The sequence below is a fragment of the Pirellulales bacterium genome, assembly GCA_036490175.1.
Lineage (GTDB): Bacteria > Planctomycetota > Planctomycetia > Pirellulales > JACPPG01 > JACPPG01.
Genome location: DASXEJ010000331.1, coordinates 1 through 18,042 on the forward strand (window position 1 = coordinate 1; position 18,042 = coordinate 18,042).

Sequence of the window (18,042 nt, forward strand, 5' to 3'; positions counted from 1 at the left end):
CGAGGTAGCACGTCATGCCCACAGCCTGACCGGTTTCCTGCGACACGATGGCGAAGGGACACCAATCCGGTAGCGCCGTGATATAGCCGATGACGGCACCCAATCCTGCCGGCGAGTAATCTGGCGGCGGAAAGGTATTGGTAAACAGTTCGAGCGTAGCGGCGGCAGCCAAGGCGTCGGCATGACCTTGGGCTAGCGGCTCCAGCCGCGCCACGCGTCCCGCAAGCACCAGCGGTTTGACATTCATACAGATTCCTGCCAATCGATATGGAAAGGAGGCGTGTCGGCCGTCGCCTGACCGTGCGGACAACATATCCGTCGGCTGATCACGGTTCAACCTGCGGGCGTATCGCGAGTTATTTTCCGCGCATTTCGTGGCCTAAACTTGTCTCGCCAGAAGCCCGGTATTACCCGCAGGAGGTGCGCGATGACGACGACTGATACAACCAGCCGAGACAGCTTGCTCGCGGCAGTTCTGTCCGACGAGGGGTTCTTCCCGGCCGAGCCTCGTTCGCTCGAGGAGACTGGGCTCGCCGTGTCGCTTGTCGAGTCGTTGGTGGCCAAGCATCTTGGCGTGATCGGCACGGCCAGCGGGCGGGCGATCGCCGACGCGGTGTGCTTGCCGTTCGGCGTGTTAGAGCCGCTGTTCCAGAGCCTCCGCGCCCGACAAATCATGGTGCATACCGGCTCAGCGCCGCTGAACGACTACTTCTATGCGTTGACAGAACAAGGACGCGAGCGGGCCCAGACGTTTCGGGCCGCCTGCGCTTATACCGGCGCGGCTCCGGTTCCCTTGCCGGAGTACATCCTGTCGGTCGAGGCCCAGACGATTCGCGCCGAGGCGCCCAAACGAACGCGGCTGGAGAAGGCCTTTGCCGATATTTCGATCGATCCCAATCTGTTCGACAGTCTGGGGCCGGCGGTCAACTCGGGCGCCGGACTGTTTTTGTACGGTGCGCCAGGCAACGGCAAGTCGACCTTGGCACGGCGGATCACGGTCTGCTTCGGCCAGCAGATTTGGCTGCCGCAGACGCTGATCGAAGACGGTCAAATCGTCAAGCTGTACGACGCGGTCTATCACGATGTCGTCGAGAATCGTCAGTCCAGCATCGTCAAAACAGCCGCGCATGACCGCCGCTGGGTGAAGATTCGCCGCCCCACGGTCGTGGTCGGCGGCGAGCTGACGATGGACAGCCTGGAAATCCGGCACGATCCGGTCAGCAACACCAGCGAGGCGCCGTTGCAGATGAAAAGCAATTGCGGCTGCCTGCTGATCGACGACTTTGGTCGGCAGCGGATCGAACCCGCCGAGCTATTAAACCGCTGGATTATTCCTCTGGAGAATCGCCACGATTTTCTCACGCTGTCGACCGGCAAGAAGATTCAGATGCCGTTCGAGCAATTGATCATCTTCTCGACAAATCTGGAACCGCAAGATCTGGTTGACGAGGCGTTTCTCCGGCGGATTCCCTACAAGATTCAGATCAACGATCCGAACGAGTCAGAGTTTCAGCATTTGTTCGAACTGTATGCCCTGGCGGCGAATTTCGAATACCGGCCCGAGGTCGTTGATCATCTGTTGGCGAAGCATTATCGGCCGCATAACTTGCCCATGCGGCGCTGCCATCCTCGCGACCTGTTGGGCCAGGTACGCAACTACTGCGTGTATAACGGACTGCCACTCGAAATGCGGCCCGAATACTTCGACCGCGTCGTGAAGAGTTACTTCACCGTGTTGGCTACCGCCAAATAACGTCGCCACAGTAGGCAGTCTGTGTTATAGGCCGAATACCCCTTAACTTAGTGTGAATACCCCAAAATAATTATTCAATTAATGGAATTATTCAACGGTATTGACGTTGGGACGACACGACCTTGACTTTCAAATGTCGGCCGAAAACGCACGTTTTTGAAAAATTCTGTCCGTGCGAGGTTAGCCGGGGGTCCGTTTTGCATGACCCGCATTTTACCGCGGGCGCGAGGAAGACGTAGGCGGGCAATCGGCCGATTTATGGATCCGCACGTAGCCAAGATGGACTGCGCCTGATCGATCGAATAGAGACGTCGGCCGGCCGTCTACCCGTCGCGGACCACTAGATACTCGCTGGTCGACTGCTGCCCCTCCTCCGGAGCGAAACTTTCCGCCGTCAGCGGCTCCGAGAGAGCCGCCAGGCCGGTACGCGTCACGATCCCGGTCGGTCTCCCGCCTTCGGCCACGACCACGGCCAGCGAACGTTCGAATTCGCTGAAGAAACTCACCAGTCGGGCGAAGGTTGCCTCTTCGTCGAATTGCACAGGGTCAGCCGTCATCACGTTCCGCACAAGTACGGCGGCAGAAGTATGCTCGTCAGTGACATTGCCCTGCAGGTTATCGGCAGTCATCAGTCCCGTTAGCTTCCCGTCGCGATTGACGACGGGGATCGCCGTCTGGCCGGTGCGTTGAAATACGGCGACGGCATGCGACATTGTGTCATCCTCCCGCAGGTGAACGGTGCAGGGGGCCATCACATCGCGGGCCAGGGTCCGATCGAACAGCTTGCCGGGCGCTCCCAGGTTAGTCCAGGCATTCGACTCGTCATCGAGAGCGCTCCGCAGTACCACGCAGTTTCGGCCCGATCGTTTGGCGGCTTGTAAGGCCTCTTCGGTCCGCTTCAGCAATTCATCGGCAGACATCGATCCGGCATCCGCGGCAGCCACGCCAAAGCTGGCCGTGATCGATTCCGAGGCGACGCCCAAGGTGATTTGTGCTTCGGCCAGCGTGGCCCGCAGTTGCTCGGCCCAATAGCCCGCCTCTGCTTCGGTGCGATCAGGTAGCAGCACCAGGAATCGATCGTCGCCGCAGGTGGCTGCCAGGTCGTTGGTATGGCAGGCTTTTTCCAGCAGCTTGGCGATGCTCCGCAGTGCTTCGTCCGCTTCCGGCTTGCCGTACATGTAGTTCAGACGATTGAAGAAATCGAGATCCAGAGCCACGCAGGCCGACGCACCTGTTGAACTGGGCCTGTTCAGGGCGGCTCGCAGCGCCTGGCGGAAGGCATTGGCATTGGGGAGTCCCACCAGCGGATCGGTGCCCAGGTAGTCCGTCACGCGCCGTTCGTACTCTAGCCCCCGCGCGGCAGCCCGTAGCCGTGCCAATAGCTCTCCGAAAATGATCGGCTTGGAAAGGAAATCATCGACGCCCAGTTTCAGAGCTTCGACCAATGCTTCCAGGCCGGCCGGTTCTTCGACCATCAGCAGCGTAAAGACGTGGTTTCGCATTCCTCCGCCACAGACGGCCCGACAGAGCTCGCGGCCGCCGTGCGGCAGCAGCTCGGCGTCGAGAATCAACATGTCCGGCCGCTCGCTGGCAGCCGCTTCAGCCGCTTGTCGAGGTTCGACAACTTCCAGCGGTGCCATGCCCAGCAGGTCGAGGAACTTCGACAGCGATACCAGCATCGACTGGCTGCGCGAAACGAGCAGTACCTTGAGGGGAGTAGTCGGTTTCATGAGCTAACCGTGTGGGTGCGAGGTGACTGCGAGAAGTGACCGAGCGTGCTGCTCGGGTGCCGAGGCGCCGTGCCCCTTTTCGGATCGGTCGGCTATGCAAAGTGTATGTCGCATCGCGCCCGTTTCGGGTAGCGCGAGTTCACAAGCATTGCAAAATCTGCCTACCCGACGGGCCGCATCGTGCGGACCGCAGCGATGACAACGGAGATGAGGCCGGCCGGCCGGTTGTGCGAGCTGGTGCGAACAGGACACTTGCCCGCTCCGCGCGACGCCCTGCGGCGTGGGCGGGCGTACGTTCAGCGGTCGATGGCGTGCGACTAGGGTAATCCGACCCGGCTGACGCTGGCGGGGTATCAGCAGCCCGTCAAGGTGGGGCTGCGGCACCAGAAAATTCGTTCCGCCGAGCACTCCGCTTAAATGCTAGAGTTGGGGTGCAAGTCATTGGATCGCAACCTCACTTCTCACGGTCCACGCAGCGCGCTAGTCATCAAATTGCGGCCCGTGTGTTATCCGTGCAGGCGTAGGCCAAGACTGCGTAGCGGACGACCAAATGCTGGCCTAGGGGCGTACGAGCGGACGAGCGAACATGCAAACGCAAGTAATGGAAAAACGGGTCGTAGGCGTACCCTGGCTCGAGCGCTACCGCGAGGGCATGGATCCCTTACAGCATCCGCTGCATTCGTTTCCGTACTCGATTGGCCGCGTCGAGTCGGCCGACCTGCAAATCGATGACAGCCGTGTTTCGCGCGAGCACGCTGTGATCTTGCGAGAAGGAAAGACCTATCGCGTGCGCGACCTGCACAGTACCAATGGCACGCTTTTGAACGGCCAGCGCGTGCAGGACGCCGAACTGAACGATGGCGACATCCTGGTGATCGCCGATGTCGAGTTCACGTTCTACACCGAACGTTCGGGCCGTTCTTATTCGATGGCCACCGAAGTCATGAAAGGCGACCCCGCGGCTGCCGAAGAGGGGCAGGCTCGCGCCTTGGTCCGCGCTGTCCGTTCGCTGCAACAATCTTTGACGCAGCGAGCGGTGGACGTGCAATTCCGGCCGATCGTCGATCTATCGACCCAGCGTGTCTTCGGATACGCGGCACAACGCTCGGCCAGCGAAGAATCGGCAGGCACCTACGAGCAATTGGTATTGGGCGCGGCCCAACGGATCGCCGGACAGCTTTATCAAATGACACGGCTCGAGGCCCTGGCCGAAGCTGGACGTCATGGATTGGGCGAGAATCTGTTTTTGGCGGTCGAAGCCGTCGAGATCGGCAGTGACGCCCTGTTGGACTCGCTGGCGGGACTGGCGCGATCGGGTTCGGGCAGTCAACGATTGATCGTCATGATTCCGGAAGCCGTGGTGTGCGACATTCCCTACTTCCAGACGTTGCGTCTGGGGCTGCGTGATCTGGGAATCCGCACCGCCTATCACGGCTTTGCCGGCACACGCGCGCAGGTGACCGAGAAGCAGGCCATTGCGCCCGACTTCCTCATGCTGGCGCCCACGCTGACGACCGGCATTCATCGGCAGGCCGAACGTCAACGGCAAGTGCAGGCCGTGATTCGCGCCTGTCACGATTTGGGATGCCACGCGATCGCCACGGGCGTGCAGGCCGAAGACGAGCTGCGCGTTTGCCGCGAGCTCGGCTGCCTGTACGGCGAAGGGACCGTGTTTGGCCAGCCGGCGCGAGCCCGCACATGCGTCAATCGGTCCGAAGATTCTCTCAACGATACGTCCTTGCACAGGTGATATGTGGCTTCCCAGGCGACCAGATGCCGTGAACCGATTCTCGGCTACGAGGTGATCGAACGCATTGGCGCCGGCGGCTACGGCGAAGTGTGGAAGGCTACCGCTCCGGGCGGCCTGTGCAAAGCGATCAAATTCGTCTACGGCTTTCTGGACGACGAACGGGCCACACGCGAGCTAAAGGCCCTGTCGCGCGTGAAGCTCGTGCGGCACCCGTTCTTGCTGTCGCTGGAACGCATCGAAGTGGTCGACGGCCAATTGGTGATCATCACCGAATTGGCCGATCAAAGCCTGAAGGACCGTCACGAGCAGTGCAAGGCGGCCGGCATGGTAGGCGTGCCGCGCGACGAGCTCCTTGGATACCTGCGCGATGCGGCCGATGCGCTGGATTACATGCGGGAGAAGTATTCGCTACAGCATCTCGACGTAAAGCCAGAGAACCTGTTGCTTCTCGGCAATCACGTCAAAGTGGCCGATTTCGGACTGGTCAAAGATATCAACGATACGCGGGCCTCGATGATGGGAGGCCTGACCCCGATTTATGCGTCGCCCGAGGTATTCGACGATCGTCCCAGCCAGTGCAGCGACCAGTACAGCCTGGCGATCGTTTATCAAGAGCTGCTGACCGATACACTGCCGTTTCCGGGCAAGACAACCGCGCAGTTGGCGGCGCAGCATCTACAGAGCCGGGCCCGCCTGACGGCGCTGCCGCCGCAGGACAAGGCGATCATCGACCGCGCGTTGTCGAAGGCGCCCGAAGCACGCTTCCCCGATTGCCGCGCGATGGTCGACGCGTTGATCGCCGCGGGCCGCTCGAAAACGACGTCCCGCAATACCACGACAAGCGGCGACACCACACCGCTGGCCGCGCACGATACGCATCCAGTAAGGCCTGCCATGGCACCGCAGCCGCAAGCGCAAGGGACGCCAGAAGGGCGCACCCAGACGCTCGACGAGTGCCGCGTGGAAATATCGACACGGGCCAGCGCGTCGACGGCGACCACGGCGCCGCGGGTGCGACTGGCACCCACGATTCGCGACCTCGAGCCCCTGGAAGTGCCTGCGGAAGCATTCCTGAGGCCGACGTTATTCGTAGGAATCGGCGGAACGGCTACGGTGGTGCTGGGGCAATTGCGTCGTCGATTGCAGGATCGCTTTGGCCGACTCGACAAAATGCCGGCCGTGCGGTTGATGGCCATTGATACCGACACCGAGAGTCTGGCGCAGAACACCCAACAAGGGGACGAATCGGCCCTGGCCGCCAACGAGTCGCTGGCGCTGCCGTTGCGCCGCTCGGAAGAATATCGCGGCGGCTCGGTAAAGCTGCTGGAATGGATGAGCCGCCGCTGGCTCTACAACATTCCCCGTTCGCTGCAAACCGAAGGGCTACGGCCGCTCGGGCGGCTGGCCTTTGTGGATCATGGCAAGGAATTGGCCACGAAACTGCGCACGGCGCTGGCTGCGATTTCGGATCCGCAGGCCCTGGCCGCGACCGCCGAGTTCGTGGGGACGCCGTTGCACGATGCCGGACCACGCGTCGTGCTGGTAGCGTCGATCTCGGGCGGAACCGGAAGCGGCATGGCACTGGATGCTGCTTACCTGCTGGACAAGTTGACGAAGGAACGTGGGCTGCCCGCCGAGGCGCAGAATGTCGTGTTGCTGCATTCGACCGGGCGCAATCCAGGGGCGCACGATTTGGCCGTGGCCAACGCCCATGCCACGCTGACGGAGCTGGCGCACTATTTCGACCGCGGCTACCCTGGGGAGCCGGCCTGCGACCTGGCGCCACTCGAACCGGAGCAAGCGCGACTGCCCGGCATGTATCTCGTGCATCTAGGGGGCGAATTGGGCGAAAGCGAATTGCCGGCTGCCGCCGGATCGGTGGCGGACTATCTGTACCTGACCTGTGCCACGCCGGCCGCGGCCTGGTTCGATGCGGCGCGGCAGCAAACCGCCTCGGCCGCGGAAGGCGCAGCGGCACCGCACGACGCGGCACTGCGCACGTTTGGCGTTTATCACTTGGGCTGCTCGCGCGACTTGATCGCCGCGGCGGCTGACGAAACGTGCGTAGCACTTATCGAGCGCTGGTGTGGAGAACGGCAAGGGCGGCGTCCCGAGTCGGCAAATCTGCAAAACGGTAACGGCGATGGCGCACCCTCCGGAGCCTGGTCGAATGCCGAAATCGATCGCCAGGTGCGCGGGCGGATCGCCATGATGGCGCTTTCGACCGACGACATCCTGCTCGGTTTGCAACAAGTTGCCGAACGCACGTTCGGCGCGGACGTTGAAGGGTACCTGCGCGACGCCGTTGCCAAAGCGTTAGCGGCCAGCCCCAAGGAGCCCACGGCTGACGAGGATCAAACCGAGCGGCACCCGCTGCTGGTAGCGATCGACCAGCTGGTTGCGCCGGCAATCGATGCCGAGACCGTAGGCGATGCGCCGTCATTGGCAACGGCCATCGAAGCCCACGTCAAGGAAAGCGTGCGGCTCCAAGGTGGCAGCGTGCGGGCTTGGGCCGCTGAACTGGTCGACCAGCCTGGCGCACGTCTCAAGGGTGCCACGCGTGCCGTGGATGGCGTGGTGCGGCAAGTGCGCGAATTGCGAGACAATGCCCAAAAAATGCGCTCGCAAACCGGCGAGCAGCTGCGCGGCGTGGCAACAGCGTTGGTCCGGTCACGGCTTAAAACGCGCGGCTGGTCAGGTTTGGGCGGAGCCAATCAGGCGGCCAGCGAGTTGCAAACGCGACTGGTGCAGTATGCCGATTTGAAGTTCCTCGATACGGTGCTTACGGCGGTTACGAAGTTTGCGCAGCTCTTGAGCTGGGAGCTGTCGAGTATCGGCGAGCAACTGACCGAGGCACAGCGCGAACTTGCCCAAACGGCTGCGGCGTTTGCAACTGCCGATAACCACGCGCGTCGGAATTCGGCGCACGGGAACGATGCCGCAAGCGCGATCGCCACGGGCGTGCGTGAAATGCTGCACGCGCAAGTTTCGGCCCTGGCGACGAAATTGGATGTGTATTTTCAACAGGAATTCACGCGGCGGCATGGAGGTCTGGCGGCGGGGCTGGCGCAGGGCGCGGAGTTTCACAAAGAGCTGGCGACGGCGATGCACGTGCAGGCGCGGGCCGCGGTGCTGGACGTCGTTCGCGCGGCTGGCATCGGCCAGAAGATGCTGGCAAAGGATTCCGGCGACGATCGTCATGATCTGATGCGAGCCTGCCTGGCTGACGCCACGCCGGGCCTGATGGCTTGTGGCGGCGATCGGCGGCTGCTGATGGTCACCTCGGAACAATCGGACGCGGGGCCGCTGGCGCAGGCCGTTACCGAAGTCACCAGTCGGGCTCCTTCGCTGGTGGTCGATCCAGCGGGTGAACCGGTGCTGTGTTACGAAGTGGCAGGAATGCCGCTAACAAACGCCGCGGCGTCGCTCGTCGAGAATCAACCGCATTGCGCACAGTTGGCGGCACGACTGCACACGCGTTGCGACATCGACTGGCTGCCGCTGACGTACGACGCGTGATCAAGGGACGATTACTGTACAAGAGTGCGAGTGTTCCCCCGCATGCTTCGTCTAGTCGACGACGATCACCTTGAACTCGGCTGAGTTGGTCTTTAGTTCTGGGGCATACATGCCCGATCCACGGGCCGGCAAGGCGCTGAACCGGCCGGGAGTTTCTGCCCGCATGCGATACGAGACGCTGTGTTTTCCGCGCGCGAGCGAGCGCACGAAGAATGCAACCCGGTTATCGCGCAACTCGGTGTAAGCGCCTAGTCCGCCGGCACTGTAGCCGCTGCGGACTTCTTCGGGTTCAAAGCCGGCCGGCTTCATGTCTTCGAAGAGCAAATACTCGTAATCGTTCTTGCTGTCGATGACGAGCTCGATTTCCACGCAGTCGCCGCTGGTGAGGCTGGCCAGATCGAGAATCTCACGGCGTTCGAGTTTCTCGACGCGCTGGTCGATGGCTTGTCCTTGCGGGCCGGCTACCTTTACGTTTTTGTCGGCCGGTACGAGCTTGTAGTAGTGACGTTCGACTTTGATCTCGAGCCCGGCGGCGGCTATGGGGTCTTCCAGCGTGAAGTTGGTGAGATAGGCGTTGTAGTAGAGCGGGCCGCGGCCGCGCTTGCGCAGTTCGATCGTATGCTCGCCCGACTCGACGCCTTCGCGCTCGAGGACAAGCGAAGCGTCAAAAGTGAACAGATTTTCAGCCGTGATCGAGACTTCTTTGCGTTTGAGGCCGTCGATCCACAATTCGATGGTCATATCCGGCGCGGACTCGCCGCTGGCGCGCCAGAACTCGGCCAGCGCGGCGACGCACAGGGCCGTGTCGCGCGTCGAATTCCAATAGGTGCCGTGCTTGCGATTGTTCAACAGGTACTTGGCCAGCCGCGCGGTCACGTCTGCTTGCGGGCTGGTGCGCACGAGAAGCTTCAGGTAATAGGCCATGGCCTCGACGTCGCTGCCGTACCAATTCCACCAGGCGTTCCCCTCGGGCAGGCGCAAATAAGCCGTCTGATTCTCGTCGTCTTGCACGACGTACTGCTCGATATTGCGCAGGATCATTGCCAACCGCTCGTGCTGGCCCAGTTTGTCGAGTGCCAGGCCCAGGAGTGCCTTGGCATAGATGGCCAATTCGGTGCGATCGCGATACAGGGCGTCTTGCATCGGATCGCTCGCGATTCCGCCATCGACCAGCACCATGTAAACCAGCGTGTCGACGTTGTCGGCCTTCTCTTTATAGGGAGTCTTCTTGCTGGGGGCGCGACCGAGCAGACGAAGCTGCTCGTCCTGATACTGGGTGAGCCAGGCCAGGCCGCGGGCCAGCATTTCTGGTGGTACCACGGCGCCGGCCGCCTGGGCCACTTGCAGACCGTGTACCACGGTGGCCGTGGTGTGTGGCCACGATCGTTCGCCCCAGCCAGAGAACCAACCCCAGCCGCCGTCCGAGACCTGCATCTCGGCCAAGGCCTGCACTCCGTCGGCCACCATGCGGCGGACTTCTTGCTCGTCGAAGACCGGATTGCGCTCGAATCGGTGTCCGCCGCCGGCGCGCTGTGCGGGGGCACCGATTTCTTGCGCGTTCAGGTTGGTGCGTTTCTCGCGGATATCGGCCAGGTTCAGCTTCATGTCGACCAACACACGCTGGGCGACGACCGTGGGCAGAAACCGATTCAATGTCTGCTCGGTACAGCCATAGGGATAGTCGACCATGTAGGGCAGCGCGTCGACCAATGCCCCCGCCAGAGTTGGCGAATAGCGGATCTCGAGCCGCGATTGCTCCACGCGGCGCTTATCCGGCACGCGGATCGTGAATTTGCCGAGACTATCGTCGGGCCGGATCGCGCCGGCAAAGCTTTCGGTCTTGAACATGCCATGCACATAGGCCGGAAAACGCATCTCGACCGCATCCGACTCTTCGTCGGTGAGGGCTTTCATGCGCACCACGGCCTGGCCTTCGCCCGCGACGCGAACGCGCCAATCCACACGCTGTTCACCGCCGGCCTCGATTGTTACGGTGCGTACCAGGTCGTCGAGCGGGCTGAGCACCGGGCCATCGAGATCGAGTGCGACCTGCACGCTTTTCGACGTGGACAAATAGTTGTGCACGTTGGCCGAAAGCACGACTTCGTCGGTCTCGACAAAGAACCGTGGAGCTTGCATTCGCACCAGCAGATTCTTGCGGGTGACGACCTCGGCGTCTCCTTGCCCCACGCGCGTGCCCGAGCCGAGTCCCCAGACTTTTACTTTCCAAGTGGTGAGATTCTCGGGCATTTTGAAGCGCACCGTGGCGGTGCCATCCGCAGCGGTCGTAATCGCGCCGGCCCAGAATGCCGTATCGGCAAAGTTCGAGCGGACGGTGGGCTCGACCAGCGCGGATGCCAGAGATTGTGTTTTTTCGTCGGCACCGAAATCCCCCTGCCTATAGTGAACCAGTGGTTCGCTTGTAGGAGCAGGCGCGGCCGATAGCATCATTGGGGACGCGCGCATGAGACGACTTCCTGCTAGGCCTCCTTCGCTTAAAGTCGTGCGGTCATAGTCTTCGTTGGCCTGATCACCGTCTTTGTCGATTTGCTCATCCGCCACACCGCGACCAAAGATGCCCAAGTTCTGCATAACCGGTTGACCGGATTTGACCAGGTTGTGGCCATTCCATTGCAGGCTTGATTCGCTCGTGGGGTAATGGCTGCGCCGCCACTTCCAGAAGAACTCTTTGATATTCTGCACGTTCGATCCGCCGGCGATGTACTCGACGCTCTTGTCATAGACTGCCACGACGGTCGAGCCAACAAACGGCTGGCCCAGGAAATCGGTCAGCTTGAAGCGCACTTCCGCCTCTTGGCCCGGTTTATAGTCGGCGGCCGAGGGCTCGACGGCCACGTTCAACACGCGCGACTCGGGCGGGACGACGATCTCGCGGGTTTCGGTATAGAGTTGACCGTCGGCCACGGTGACCGCTTCGACGAAGAAATTCGGCATGTCCTTTTGCGCGACCGCGAACTCTTCGACGGTGCTTTTGCCTGAGAGGCGGATAACTTTGGGCGCAAGATAGCTGCCGTTCGAGGGACGGAGAAACAAGAGCACTGTGGCATCCGCCTTGTCGACGTTGATCAGCAGGCGGACTTTGCCGCCCGGCTGATATGCGCGTGCGTCGGCGACCAATTCCAGATGATTAAATCGAAAACCGGCACCGGTAAAACCTTGGCCGCGGACGGTGAACAGGTAGCCCCCTTCGATCGTGTGCTCCGCAGCATCAGTCACCTGATACGACAGGCGGTACTGGCCGGCTGCCGCGGCCGCGAGCTTTTGTGCGGCGTGTCCCTGGTCGTCGGTATCGAGATTCCAATCCTGCACGGCGGTTTCGATTGGCTTGCGCGCGGCATCGTAGGTGATCTTGTAGAGCGTCAGCTTGCCGGCCCCTTGAACCGGTTGCCGGTCGAGCGTATGCGCCGAGAAACTGGCTTGGATCGTGTCCCCCGCACGGTAGAAGCCGCGATCGACCCAGGCCACGACCTGAAACGGCCGTCGGGCCACCAGCACACGGCCCGAACCGACAATCGTGCGGCGCGATTCATCGACGACTTCGGCCGTGATCTGATATTCCTGATCCGCATCGCCGTGCAACTCTTTGGCGAGCGTCGTGTCAATGTCGATCGAAACGGTGCCATCGGGTCCGACCGGCACCTCGGCCTCGGCCACGATTTCCGGCGGTTGGTTTCGGACCGGCCACCACGAGGCGACTGGTCGCCGGCAACCCCACTCGCGCCAGCCTGGGTACCACGCGTAGTCCGACGCATACCACCCGTAGCCGGTACCGTAGAGCCAGTCCCAAGCGCCGACAGGGAACCAACGCTCGGTATAGCTCGTGCGCAAGACTTTGTAGCGGACCTTGGCGTGCGTTACCGGCGCGCCGAAATAATAGCGCGCTTTGACCGTGGCCGTGATCTTGTCCCCCAGCATCACGGGCGTCTTTGGTGCGTCGACCGTGACTTCGAACTCGGGCTTCTTGTACTCCTCGACGCGGAAGCTGCCGCCGCCGTGGTTCTCGATCAGCAGCTGATAGACTCCCAGCATGGCGTCAAGCGGCAGCGGATACTCGCCGTCGATGCCGCCATATTCGTCAGCCGTTACCTCGCGTTCGACGAGCTTGTCTCCGCGCGGATTGACGATTTGCACTTTGAATTTCTGGCCGGCAAAGCTCGAACCGTCGGCATCGTATTGCGCTTGGCGAATCCAGAATTTGTATTTTGCCGTCTGAGCCGGCCGATAGACGGGCCGATCGGTGATCGTGAAGACCTTGGTGGCGTTGTATTGCTGATCGGAATAGTTACCGTGCCAGGCGTTGGTAAAGCCGAGGAAAGCGAATCGGCCCGAGCCGGCCTTGGCAGTAATCAGCCAGGAATAATCGGCGCGATTTTGTGGTGCATCGACGAGCACCTGGCCCGTGGCATCGGTCTGATAGGTGGTGTTCGACGTTTCGACTTGGGGACGGTTGCGGCCCGCTTGCTTCATGTGGTAACCGAACAATTCCAGGGTCGCGCCGGCCAGTGGCTGCCCTGTCACGGCATCGGCCACATAGTAGTAGGTCTGGCCGGCCATCGGCTTTTTGACAATCGCGGTGTCGGCCACCCACAGCACGATACGGCTGGTGTTGCCGTCGGCCATGGTCGCTGTAACCAGGTAGGCTCCGGCCTTCGTCAGCGGAGTCTTTACCGTAATGCGCTTGTCGAAGTGCCGGTCGCGTGGCTCCATGTCAAGATCCCAGGCTGCGACCTGCTTGCCGACGTATTGCTTCTGGTCTTGTTCGACCAGGCGATAGCCGATGTCCCCCACGTTGATCTTTTGCCAGTCGAGCTGCGGCTGGTTCGAGCGAAGATAGGCCTTTACGTCGGCCAGCAATTTTTCGACGTCGATCTGCTGGGCCGCGAAGTGGACCTTGCGTCCGTTGCGGAAAAGAAAATCAATCGTCGCTCCCTGCCCGGCCGGTTGCGTGGCGATTCCCTCGAATTGGCCCCAATTGCCCGTGATTTGTGTCAGTCGCTTGGTACGCACTCCGGCAGTGCCGGCGCCGAAATTTTGAATGAGCTGGTGCCAGTATTCGGCGGCGCGAGGGTATTGGCGGCGATTCTCGAACTCTTCGGCCAAAGCCGTGAGAGCATTTTCGGCCTTGCCGGCCGTCGGTTCGGCCACGATCTGCTGATAGATTTTCAGGTAATTGAACTCATCAGGCAGCGTGAAGCGGCGAATGCCGGTGGCCAAGCGGGCGATCGTTTCGGTCTCGGCTAAGGAATCGAGCGCATAGGTGCTACCGCGCGACTGCGCGTCGTCGTTCGCGCCGCGTGCTGGCCAGGGGCCCTGCTGGGTAAGCGTTTGCACGCCGAACTGGCTTTGGCAGAAACCGGCTAATGCCCAGCGGGCATCGTTGCGTCGCGCGGGAGCCAGCTCGGCGGCGCGGGCCAATGCCCAACGCCATCGCTGTCCATCGTTCTCGGCTGCGTCGAAGCTGCCTGGCACGTGGTAATAGAGGGGCTGGCCGTCGGACTGAACGGGGGCACCACGGGTAGGGCTGCCGTAATACCAGCCGGGCTCGTAATCAGGCAATTGACTCAGATCCGTAAGGTATTGCAGCCGCCAGGCTTCGCCGGCGTTGCGTGCATCCAGCAGGCCCTGTGCAAAGGCAAAAAAGAATTCCGCCGCAGCCGCGGTGTCTGGTTCTTCTTTCACGAGGGGCAAAGCCTGGACCATCAATTGAAGTGCGCGCAGGCGATCGCGCGCGGTGGCGCTCACGGCTTGCCCGCCGCCTCGTTTTTGGCCGCGCTCGAAACGACCTGCGACCAGGAAGCCTTGATGGACGACGTTGAGATAGCTATCGGCCGCGGCTTGCAGTAATCGCCAATTTTGGGCGTGAACTTGTATGGCTTGTTCGCGGAGGGCGTCGATCTCGTCGACGCGTCCCAACTGCTCGAGACAGGCGATGGCTTGCCGCAGATCGTTGGCGACTTCGCCTGGCGATGTTTGCGGGTCGAGTGCGCGGCGACGGAAGCCTGCCAGGGCGTCTTGATAATTCCCTTCGCGCATGAGCTTGTCGAGCATGTTGCGATCCTGCTGTATCGGTTCGAGAAACGCGGCAGCGGCCAACAGGCTCGAGAGTGACAGGGCCAATAGCGCCAAGAGAAGTGAGGTTCGATTCATGGCGTGCCCTTTTGTTCCGTAGAGCGGTGATGTTGGCGATCGAGCGATGCGTATGCACTTGCGGCGCGCTGAGCCCGGCGGACTTCTACCAGAGTTGCTGCTGACGAGAGATGTTGCGTGCCTCCTGTGCTTAGACGGGGGAGAGTCGTGGCGCGTTCCTTCCTGCGCCTTGCGATTTCTGAAGTTTCCTGCTGCGACACACTACGGGCAATGCGAGATGTCCGCCCGTGACGCGCTTTCTGCCGCGGCCGGCGTGCATGGTAGCCGTCGGCGGCCAGGGATGGGCCTGGGTGGAAATGGTCCCCTGAGAAAATCAGTCTTGACAAAATACGATACAAATGTACACTAGTGCTAGCATAGTGTAATGCCATGAAAGATAAGCACTTACCCTCGCACAAGCAGCAGGTGCTGGCCCAATTGCAGCAGCAGTTGGAGCGGTTTTCGCTCGATCGTCGCGGCGGAGAAGTGGTGGTTTCGACCGGTTGTCAGGAGTTGGATCAGACGTTGCCGCAGAAGGGGCTGTGCCGCGGCACGCTGGTGGAATGGCTTGCGCCTGGGCCCGGCAGCGGGGCCGGAAGCTTGGCCTTGGCGGCAGCCCGGGAGGCGTGTCGGCACGGAGGACCGTTGGTGGTGATCGATCGTGCGGCTTGTTTTTATCCGCTGGCGGCGGTGCAGTCGGGGGTGGCGCTGGATCGTTTGATTGTCGTGCGTCCGGAAAATTCGGCGGACGAAATTTGGGCCCTGGATCAATCGTTACGTTCGCCGGGGGTGGCGGCTGTGTTGTGCTGGAACGAGCGGCTTGCGCCACGTGTCGGACGGCGCATGCAACTGGCGGCAGAGGCTGCGCAGAACATCGGTCTCTTTGTGCGTCCGGTCACGGTCCGGGGGGATCCTTGCTGGGCGGACGTGCGATTTCTGGTGACACCGTTGCCGTCGGCTGGTCAGCGCCGCTTGCGCGTCGAACTGCTCAGCCTGCGGGGAAATTCGGGGCGGCAGACCTTGGATTTGGAACTCGACGATGAGACGGGTGTTGTGCGTCTGGCTTCCACGGTGGCCGCTACAGCATTGGCACGCCGCGCAGCGCGAGGCTAGTTCCGCCTCGGGCAAACATTCATTAGCAGCGCAGCAGCAGGTTCCTGCAAAACAGGCAGGCATCGCCGCCGCTCTCTACACACAAAGTGCGCGAGGAGGACAGCAGATTGTTTATTGCTCGTCGGCTGCCGAGGCACGGGGGATCCGGCCCGGCATGCCCGTGGCCGAGGCCACGGCTCTGTCCGCCGATGCGCGTGCGGTCTCGCTACGCTTGGAGCGCTACGATGCCGGCGCAGCGCGCACGGCCCTGGTGACGTTGGCCTCGTGGTGTGATCGCTTCAGCCCCGTGGTGGGCTTGGAAGAGGGAGAGCATCCGGAAAGTCTGCTGTTGGATGTCACGGGATTGGGTCCATTGTTTCAGGGAGAGCGTGGGCTGATCGAACGCGTCGCCCGGGAGTTCTGCCGGCAAGGTTGGCAAGCTTGCCTGGCGCTGGCGGATACGATCGGCGCCGCCTGGGCCTTGGCGCATTACGCAGCCGAAGATGCAGCCGCCGAACGAGGTGGGCTGCTGGTGCCAGCCAGCGAATCTTTGGCCAGCGCGGCCCAATTGCCGATCGCTGCCTTGCGCCTCGGGCAGGAAGAGACGCAACTCTTGCACGATTTGGGTCTGCAACAGATCGGGCAATTGCAGACGTTGCCTCGGTCGGCCGTGGCGGCGCGCTTCGGACCGGAATTGCTGCGGCGCTGGGACCAGCTCAACGGGACAGCAGAGGAGATGATCCGTTCGGAAGGATGTGCCTCTTCGTTAACCGCCAGTTGGTCGTGCGAACAGCCAATCGCGCGCGGGGACGTGATCGAGGCGATCATCCAGCGTTTGCTGGAGCAACTGACACGAACGCTGGCCGATGAGCAGCGCGGCGTCCTGCGGTTGGAGTGCCGGCTGCAAGGAATCGGCCGCATGAACGTGACGTTTTCTCTCGGGCTATTTCGCCCCAGCGCCGCGCCGGGCTATCTGTTTGATCTGGTCCGTCTGAAGCTCGATCGGCTGAGGCTGACCGAACCAGTCGCGGAGATCCACCTGGCCGTGACGATGACCGAGTTACTGGAGTGCCGGCAAGGGGAACTGTTCGCAACATTCGCAGGCCGTGACGATCCGCGCGAATTGGCGCGGCTGGTCGATCGGTTCAGCAGCCGCCTGGGACGAGAGTGCGTGCTGCGCGCGGTCCCTTCGAACGATGCGCAACCGGAGCAGGCGTGCTCTTACCGGCCGTTGGTCACGGAAAAAACGGGCCGAGAACTGGCTCGCGGGGCAGGGGGGCACAAGAAGGGCACGCGCAGCGCGGATCGACTTTCTCCCCAGCGGCGGGGCGGCTCGGCCGACCGCGACGACCGGCGTTTCAAATGGTCGCAACGTCCTTTGCGATTGGCCGCACAGCCGGTGCCGCTGGCGGTAACGGCGGTGGTGCCTGACGGTCCGTTGTTGTGGTTCACGCTGGCGGGCAGGCAACATCGCATCGCGCAGAGCTGGGGACCCGAGCGGATCGAAACCGGCTGGTGGCGCGGCCGCACGGTGCGTCGCGACTATTACCGCGTAGAAACCGTCGATGGTCAGCGGCATTGGTTATTCCGCCGCTTGACCGACGGGGCATGGTACTGGCACGGCGATTTTGAATGACGAAAAAGTGATTCACCACGGAGGCACAGAGACACGGAGATGCAGGGCACTGAGAAGAATGTTAATTCGGGATGATAAGAAACGGTGCAGATGATCTGCGCTGTGGCGTGCAGGCAATGGGGAGAATCGATGTTGAAGCACGAGCAATTGACAGCGGACATCATTGGGGCGGCCATTGAAGTGCATCGTGCCCTAGGACCCGGCTTGCTGGAATCGGCCTATGAGGAATGCCTGCACCAGGAGCTTTTGCTGCGAGAGCTTTCTGTGCAAAGGCAGGTTTCACTTTCCGTCGTTTACAAAGGAGTAGCACTCGATTGCGGCTATCGAATGGACTTGATCGTAGCCGGCGCCATCGTTATCGAACTGAAGTGCGTAGAATCGCTCTCTGCTATCCACGAAGCTCAATTGCTGACCT

The 18,042-nt window shown here is 61.8% G+C and carries 9 protein-coding genes; 6 read left to right on the forward strand and 3 right to left on the reverse strand.

Annotated elements, in window-relative coordinates; genetic code table 11:
- The coding region (locus tag VGG64_24940) for a hypothetical protein (GenBank protein ID HEY1602875.1) at window positions 1-247 on the reverse strand (247 nt) is incomplete at its 3' end.
- Between the two features lie 180 nt (window positions 248-427).
- On the opposite strand from VGG64_24940, the gene VGG64_24945 reads away from it, so the two are divergent.
- Window positions 428-1,753, forward strand: a complete 1,326-nt coding sequence (locus VGG64_24945) for an AAA family ATPase (GenBank protein HEY1602876.1) — start codon at window positions 428-430, stop codon at window positions 1,751-1,753.
- A gap of 323 nt (window positions 1,754-2,076) precedes the next feature.
- Here the strand turns inward: VGG64_24945 and VGG64_24950 are convergent, their stop codons facing one another.
- Window positions 2,077-3,483 carry a diguanylate cyclase gene (locus VGG64_24950; protein ID HEY1602877.1) on the reverse strand — a complete coding sequence of 469 codons (1,407 nt, stop codon included), beginning with the start codon at window positions 3,481-3,483 and terminating at the stop codon, window positions 2,077-2,079.
- Window positions 3,484-4,069: 586 nt separating this feature from the next.
- Here VGG64_24950 and VGG64_24955 point away from each other — a divergent pair.
- Window positions 4,070-5,233 (forward strand): EAL domain-containing protein, encoded by a 1,164-nt coding sequence (locus VGG64_24955; protein ID HEY1602878.1) that lies wholly within the window; start codon window positions 4,070-4,072, stop codon window positions 5,231-5,233.
- 51 nt (window positions 5,234-5,284) lie between these two features.
- On the forward strand, window positions 5,285-8,752 hold the full coding sequence (locus tag VGG64_24960) for a tubulin-like doman-containing protein (protein ID HEY1602879.1): 3,468 nt from the start codon (window positions 5,285-5,287) through the stop codon (window positions 8,750-8,752).
- A gap of 51 nt (window positions 8,753-8,803) precedes the next feature.
- Here VGG64_24960 and VGG64_24965 read toward each other — a convergent pair whose 3' ends face one another.
- Window positions 8,804-14,920 carry an MG2 domain-containing protein gene (locus tag VGG64_24965; GenBank protein ID HEY1602880.1) on the reverse strand — a complete coding sequence of 2,039 codons (6,117 nt, stop codon included), beginning with the start codon at window positions 14,918-14,920 and terminating at the stop codon, window positions 8,804-8,806.
- A gap of 369 nt (window positions 14,921-15,289) precedes the next feature.
- Here VGG64_24965 and VGG64_24970 point away from each other — a divergent pair, with 369 nt between their 5' ends.
- From VGG64_24970 to VGG64_24980, 3 genes are all read left to right on the forward strand, one after another.
- Window positions 15,290-16,012 carry a hypothetical protein gene (locus tag VGG64_24970; protein ID HEY1602881.1) on the forward strand — a complete coding sequence of 241 codons (723 nt, stop codon included), beginning with the start codon at window positions 15,290-15,292 and terminating at the stop codon, window positions 16,010-16,012.
- On the forward strand, window positions 15,939-17,627 hold the full coding sequence (locus tag VGG64_24975; GenBank protein HEY1602882.1) for a DNA polymerase Y family protein: 1,689 nt from the start codon (window positions 15,939-15,941) through the stop codon (window positions 17,625-17,627). Before VGG64_24970 ends, VGG64_24975 begins: the two co-directional genes overlap by 74 nt.
- Window positions 17,628-17,756: 129 nt before the next feature.
- A partial coding sequence (locus tag VGG64_24980) for a GxxExxY protein (GenBank protein ID HEY1602883.1) occupies window positions 17,757-18,042 on the forward strand: 286 nt, incomplete at its 3' end.